Annotated in this window: 7 protein-coding genes and 1 other RNA gene; all 8 read right to left on the reverse strand. The window is 70.5% G+C overall.

The features are described 5' to 3' along the window. On the reverse strand, nucleotides 1-801 hold an 801-nt coding region (locus VNJ47_02875), incomplete at its 3' end, for a Mur ligase family protein (GenBank protein ID HXG27776.1). Beyond that, a complete protein-coding gene (locus VNJ47_02880) occupies nucleotides 798-2,507 on the reverse strand; it encodes a penicillin-binding protein 2 (protein ID HXG27777.1) in 1,710 nt (569 codons plus the stop codon). The genes VNJ47_02875 and VNJ47_02880, both read right to left, overlap by 4 nt. A 40-nt stretch (nucleotides 2,508-2,547) precedes the next feature. Further along, entirely contained in the window at nucleotides 2,548-2,808 is a 261-nt protein-coding gene (gene ftsL, locus VNJ47_02885; protein ID HXG27778.1) for a cell division protein FtsL, read from the reverse strand. Nucleotides 2,809-2,810: 2 nt separating this feature from the next. Continuing rightward, nucleotides 2,811-3,743: a 16S rRNA (cytosine(1402)-N(4))-methyltransferase RsmH gene (gene rsmH, locus VNJ47_02890; GenBank protein ID HXG27779.1), complete on the reverse strand. Its 933-nt coding sequence runs from the start codon at nucleotides 3,741-3,743 to the stop codon at nucleotides 2,811-2,813. Nucleotides 3,744-3,778: 35 nt separating this feature from the next. After that, on the reverse strand, nucleotides 3,779-4,234 hold the full coding sequence (gene mraZ / locus VNJ47_02895) for a division/cell wall cluster transcriptional repressor MraZ (GenBank protein ID HXG27780.1): 456 nt from the start codon (nucleotides 4,232-4,234) through the stop codon (nucleotides 3,779-3,781). Between the two features lie 288 nt (nucleotides 4,235-4,522). Continuing rightward, nucleotides 4,523-4,896: RNase P RNA component class A (gene rnpB / locus VNJ47_02900), an RNA gene on the reverse strand. A gap of 41 nt (nucleotides 4,897-4,937) precedes the next feature. After that, nucleotides 4,938-5,273, reverse strand: coding sequence for a YqcC family protein (locus VNJ47_02905; protein HXG27781.1), 336 nt, complete (start codon nucleotides 5,271-5,273; stop codon nucleotides 4,938-4,940). After that, nucleotides 5,270-6,013, reverse strand: a 744-nt coding sequence (locus tag VNJ47_02910) for an FAD-linked oxidase C-terminal domain-containing protein (GenBank protein HXG27782.1), incomplete at its 5' end; no start/stop codon positions are given. The genes VNJ47_02905 and VNJ47_02910, both read right to left, overlap by 4 nt.

Below are 6,013 nucleotides of genomic sequence, written 5' to 3' on the forward strand. Positions count from 1 at the left end.
CCCCGCCACGCCCTCCGGCAGTTCGTCCAGCCAGGCGCGGCCATAGGCGTCGTCCTGGTTGAGGATGGCGGCGCGCAGGCCGGGGACGGCGAACAGCCGGCGCTTGGCAGCGACGTAGTGCGCGTGGTCACCGTGGTAATCCAGATGGTCGCGGCTGATGTTGGTCAGCACCGCCAGATCGAAATCCACGCCGTTGACGCGGCCCTGGTCCAGCGCGTGCGAGGACACCTCCATCATGACGCTGTCGGCGCCCGCTTCCGCCAGCCAGGCCAGCCAGCGCTGCAGCTGTACGGCATCCGGCGTGGTGTGGGTGGCGGGTGCCAGCTTCGGCAGGAAGCCATAGCCGAGCGTGCCGAGATAGGCCGCGCGGCTGCCCGCCTGCACCAGCGCCTGCGCCAGGATGTGCGCGGTCGAGGTCTTGCCGTCGGTGCCGGTGATGCCGACCACGAACAGACGCGCGCTCGGCGCGCCGTAGAAACGCGCGGCCAGCCGTCCGGCGTGCGCCGCCAGATCCTCGACCGCGAAAGCGGGGATCGGCAGCCCTTGCGGCGCCGCCACGCCCGGCGCCGGCTCCCACAGCAGCGCCGCGGCGCCCTGGGCACGGGCCTCTTCGAAGTACGCCAGGCCATGCGCGCCCGCGCCGAAGCTGCGGCAGGCCAGGAACAGCTCGCCGGCACGCAGCCGGCGCGTGTCCGTGTCGAGGCCGCGGATCTCGACGTCCTGCGCCGGCGCCACCGCCACCAGGCCCGACAGCAGCGCCGACAGGCGCTGCGGCGGACGCGCGACGTCCACCCGGCTCATGACGGATGGTCCTCGCTCAGGGGGGTCTGTGCGACACCGAGCACGTCGGGCGGGATCTGCAGGGTGCGCAGCGCGCCCTGCATGATACGGGCGAACACCGGCGCCGCCACCAGCCCGCCGAAGTACTCATTGCCGCGCGGCTCGTCGATCATCACCAGCGTCACCAGCTGCGGGCGCGAGGCCGGCGCCATGCCGACGAACAGCGATTGATAATGGTCCGGCGAGTAACCGCCCGGAATCGCCTTGTGCACCGTGCCGGTCTTGCCGGCCACGCGATAGCCCGGCACCGCCGCGCGCAGCGCCGTGCCGCCCGGCGCGACCACGCCCTCGAGATACTGACGCACCATGCGCGCCGTGCGCGGCGACAGCACCTGCTTGCCGGCCGGCGGCTGCTCGAGGCGCTCGAGCGAGAGCGGCAGCAGCAGGCCGTCGGTGGCCAGCGCGCCATAAGCCCGCGCCAACTGCAGCGCGGTGGCCGAGAAGCCGTAGCCGTAGGAGGCCGTGGCGGTCGCCACCTCGCCCCACTGGCGATGGTCGCGCAGCACGCCGACACCCTCGCCGGGGAAGCCGCTGCCGGTCGCCTCGCCGAAGCCGAAGCTGCGCAGCCCGCGCCACATGCGCTCGCGCCCCAGCGCCAGCCCGACCTGGGCCGCACCGACGTTGCTCGACTTGACCAGCAGCGTGGCCAGGTTGACGGTGCCGTAGTCGTGCACGTCGCGCACCGTCAGCCGGCCGACCTTGTAGGCGCCGGCATAGGTCGGGATCAGGCTGCGCGCGTCATACAGGCCGGCCTCGATCGCCTCGGCCACCACCAGCGGCTTGATGGTGGAGCCCGGCTCGAACAGATCGGTCGCCGGCCGGTTGCGCAGGGCGGCGCGCTGCACGCCGTCGCGCCGGTTGGGATTGAAGCTCGGGTAGCTCACCATCGCCAGCACTTCGCCGCTGTGCGGGTTGAGCACCACCGCCACGCCGCCGCGCGCCTGGTGCTGCGCCACGGCGGCCTTCACCTCGCGGTAGGCGAGGTACTGCAGGCGCAGGTCAATGCTCAGCAGCACGTCCTCGCCGGCGCGTGCCGGCTTGAAGCCGGCCAGGTCGTCCACCACGCGGCCCAGCCGGTCCTTGACCACGCGCCGGCGGCCGTTCTCGCCGCGCAGCCGCGTCTCCATCGCCAGCTCGATGCCTTCCTGGCCGGCGACGTCGATGTTGGTGATGCCGACCAGCTGCGCCGCGGCCTCGCCCGCCGGGTAGTAGCGGCGGTACTCGCGCTGCAGGAACACGCCGGGCAGGCCCAGTGCCATCACCGCCTTGGCGTCGGCCGGATTCATCTGCCGGCGCAGGTACATGAAATTCTTGTCGGCACGCGCCTTCAGTTCCTTGCGCAGCACGGAATGCTTGACGCCCAGCTTCCTGGCCAGCGCGGGCAGCTGCGCCTCCGCCTTCAGCACCTCGGCCGGCACCGCCCAGACCGATTCCACCGGCGCCGACAGCGCCAGCGGCTGGCCGCGGCGGTCGCGGATCGCGCCACGGCCACCCGGCACCTCCAGCGTGCGCACGTGGCGCTTGGCGCCCTCGTTGGTCAGGAATTCACGATCGAGCACCTGCAGGTCCACGGCGCGCAGGCACAGAATCAGGAAGGCCGCCACGAAGCAGCCCAGAACGAAACGGCCCCGCCACTCTGCCGCGGCGGGGCTGGCTTCGTCGGCCACCGGCTTTCTCTCCCTGTCTCGCGCCATCCTGCGACGCCCCTTATTGCTTGATCACGGAATAGTTCTCCGGCTCGCGCATGCCCAGCCGCTCGCGCGCGATCTGCTCCAGCCGCCCATGGTTGGCCCAGGCGCTTTCTTCCAGCTGCAGCTGCGACCACTCGGTGTCGAGCCGGTCCTGCTCGACGCGCAGCTGCTGCAGCTCGTTCATCAGCGCGCGGCTCTCGTGCTTGGCCTGCACCACCCCGACCGCCGACATCAGCGTCGCCAGCAGCAGCACCCCCAGCAGCAGCGCGCGCGCCATGCTCAGGCACTCCCCAGCTTTTCCGCCACGCGCAGCACGGCGCTGCGCGCGCGCGGGTTGGCGGCGATCTCGGCCTCACTCGCCATCACGGCCTTGCCGATGAGACGCAGCCGCGGCGCCGGCGCGGGCCCCAGATCGCGCGGGTCCTGCGGCGGTCGCGCGCAATCGCGCAGGAAGCGCTTGACGCGGCGGTCCTCCAGCGAATGGAAGCTGATCACCGCCAGCCGCCCGCCGGGGGCGAGCGCCTCGAGCGCCTGCGGCAGCACGGCATCGAGCTCCTCGAGTTCGCGGTTGATGAAGATGCGCAGCGCCTGGAACGTGCGCGTGGCCGGATGCATTTTCTTTCTCTGGGGCTGCCGCGGCCCCGGCATGGCGCGGGCGACGATGTCGGCCAGCTGCGTGGTGGTGGTGATCGGCGCGGTATCGCGCGCCCGAACGATCGCGCCGGCGATGCGCCAGTGATGCCGCTCCTCGCCGTATTCCCTGAGCACGCGGGAAATCTCCTCGCGCTCGGCACGCGCCAGCCACGCGGCCACACTCGCGCCCGTCTGCGGGTCCATGCGCATGTCGAGCGGGCCTTCGCGCAGGAAGCTGAAGCCGCGCGCGGCCTCGTCCAGCTGCGGCGAGGACACGCCCAGATCGAACAGGATGCCGTGTACGCGCCCGCCGAGGCCTTCCTCCGCCAGCGCGGCGCCGAGCTGCGTGAAACTGCCGGGCCGGATACGAAAACGGGGCTCGCGCCCCAGTTCCCGCCACGCCTGCCCGCAGGCCTGCGGGTCCCTGTCGAAGGCGAGCAGCCGGCCCTCCGGCCCCAGCCGCTGCAGGATCGCGCGGCTGTGCCCGCCGCGGCCATAGGTCGCGTCCACATACAGGCCATCCGGCCGGATCGCCAGCGCCTCGAGCACGGCCTGCATCAGCACCGGCTGATGTTCCATCGGCAACCCTCCCCCGGCCCGCGGGCGCGCAGCGTTCACAGCGTCAGGCCGCCGAAGCCGTCCGGCAGCTGGAAGTTGCCGTCGCGGGTCGTGGCCAGGAACTGGTCGCGCTGCGCGTTCCAGGCCGCCTCGTCCCACAGCTCGAAACCGTTGATACGACCGACCAGCATCACCTCGCGGCTGAGCTGCGCGTAGTCACGCAGCACCGGCGGCAGCAGCAGCCGGCCCTGCTTGTCCATTTCGACCTCGGTGGCATGGCCGACCAGCAGGCGCTTCAAGCCCGCCGACTGCGCGTGCACATCCGGCAGCGCCAGCAGCTTGCGCTCGATCTCCAGCCAGGTCGGCAACGGGTACAGCAGCAGGCAACGCTCGAAATTGGCGGTGATGACCAGCTGGCCCCCGCTGGTCTCGAGCAGCGACTGACGGTAGCGCGCCGGCATGGCGACGCGCCCTTTGACATCGACCGTCAGTAGATTGGCGCCTCGGTACACCGTCTCCTCCGTCGCACCGGCGATCCACTATTCACCACAAAATTCCCCTTTGCCGCACTATAGACACCGGCCAAGGCCGATGTCAAGCCAAGAATGAGAAAAATTTTTGCAGAAACAGGGACTTGCCGAGGACAGCTCAAGGCCAAAAAAGCAAAACAGAAAACGCTGGATTAACAGCGTGTTACTGCGGACTATTCATGCGGGATGTCATAAAAACGCGGCCCTGGCCCGCAGCCGTGGAGAAAGGTGGGGACCCTTGCCGGGCCCCCACCCTCATCGTCGTACATCTAAAGAAGTCAGCCTGTAAGCCGGGTTCTGTCGAGAACAGTCATTCATCTGGGACGCGCGTCACCGCGCGCCTCTAGCAGCCTACCCGAGGGCCGCCGCGGGTCGCGGCCGGCGGTATGACCCGCCTGCCCTCCTATTTGGCCTTGCTCCGGATGGGGTTTTCCGTGCCGCCGTGTGTTGCCACCGGCGCGGTGCGCTCTTACCGCACCTTTTCACCCTTGCCTGATCCCCGGTGTGACCCGGGGCCATCGGCGGTTCGTTCTCTGTGGCACTGTCCGTGGGCTCGCGCCCCCCAGGCGTTACCTGGCATCCCACCCTGTGGAGCCCGGACTTTCCTCTGCAACTGGCGTCACAGCGACTGTTCGGCCGACTCCGAGGCGGATTTTACCATGCGGGCCGGCGGCCAGCCGCGCCCTCAACCCCGGGTGATGGCCTGGTCGAGTTCGCGGATCAGCGCCAGCAGCCGCTGGGTGTCTTGCGACAGGCGCCGGAACTCGACCTCGGCCAGCGGCGCGATCCCGCTGGCCGCCGGCAGCGGATCGCTGCCGGCCAGGACCAGGCGCATGCGCGGCACCAGGATCCATTGCAGCCACTGCCAGAACTCGAGCGTGTCGTAGCAGAACGGCACGCGGCTGGCCATGGCCGCGACCGGCGGCGGGTCCGCGGCCCACAACTCGATCCGGCGCATCTCCTGCTCGATGGCGTCCACCAGCTCGGCCACGCGCAGCAGCTGCCCGGGGACCGCGCTCACGGGCCCTCGGCGTCCGGAAACAGCTTGCCGGGATTGAGGATGCCCTGGGGGTCGAACACGCGCTTGAGCTGGCGCATGAGCGCCAATTCAATCGCGCCGATCTCGCGCCCGACGAAGGCGCGCTTCTCCAGGCCCACGCCGTGCTCGCCGGACAGCGTGCCGCCCAGCTTCAGCACCAGGTCGAACACCGCCGCCAGGCAAGCGTGCATGACGGCCAACTGCGCTGGGTCCCCGGCGTCGCCGAGCAGGTTGACATGCACATTGCCGTTGCCGGCGTGACCGAAATTGACGATCGGCACGCCATGCCGCGCGGACAGGGCCTGCAGGCCCTCGATCAGCTCGGCCAGGCGTGATACCGGCACCACGACGTCTTCGTTGATCTTCTTCGGCGCCAGCGTGCGCAACGCCGGCGACAGCGCCTTGCGCGTCTCCCACAATGCCGCCACCTCGGTCATGTCGGCCGCCGCACGCAGTTCCAGCAGCCCGTCGCCGCGGGCGGCATCCGCCACGGCCGCGGCGGCAGGCTCGATCGCCGCCGCGCTGCCGTCCACCTCGATCATCAGCATCGCGCCGGCGGCTTCCGGCAGATCGGCCCGCGCCGCAGACTGGTACTGGCGGATCATGGCGATGGCACTGCCGTCGATGAACTCCAGCGCGCAGGGCGTTTCCGGCTGCGCCATGATGCGCGACACCGCGCGCGCCGCGGCGCCCACGTCACGGTACAAGGCGCGCAGCGTACG

This window comes from Nevskiales bacterium, from assembly GCA_035574475.1.
Taxonomy (GTDB): Bacteria; Pseudomonadota; Gammaproteobacteria; order Nevskiales; family DATLYR01; genus DATLYR01.

Bases quoted from the DNA above. Each gene is read 5' to 3' on its own strand.
- ftsL (HXG27778.1), bottom strand. From the start codon at position 2,808: ATGGCGCGCGCGCTGCTGCTGGGGGTGCTGCTGCTGGCGACGCTGATG.
- rsmH (HXG27779.1), bottom strand. From the start codon at position 3,743: ATGGAACATCAGCCGGTGCTGATGCAGGCCGTGCTCGAGGCGCTGGCG.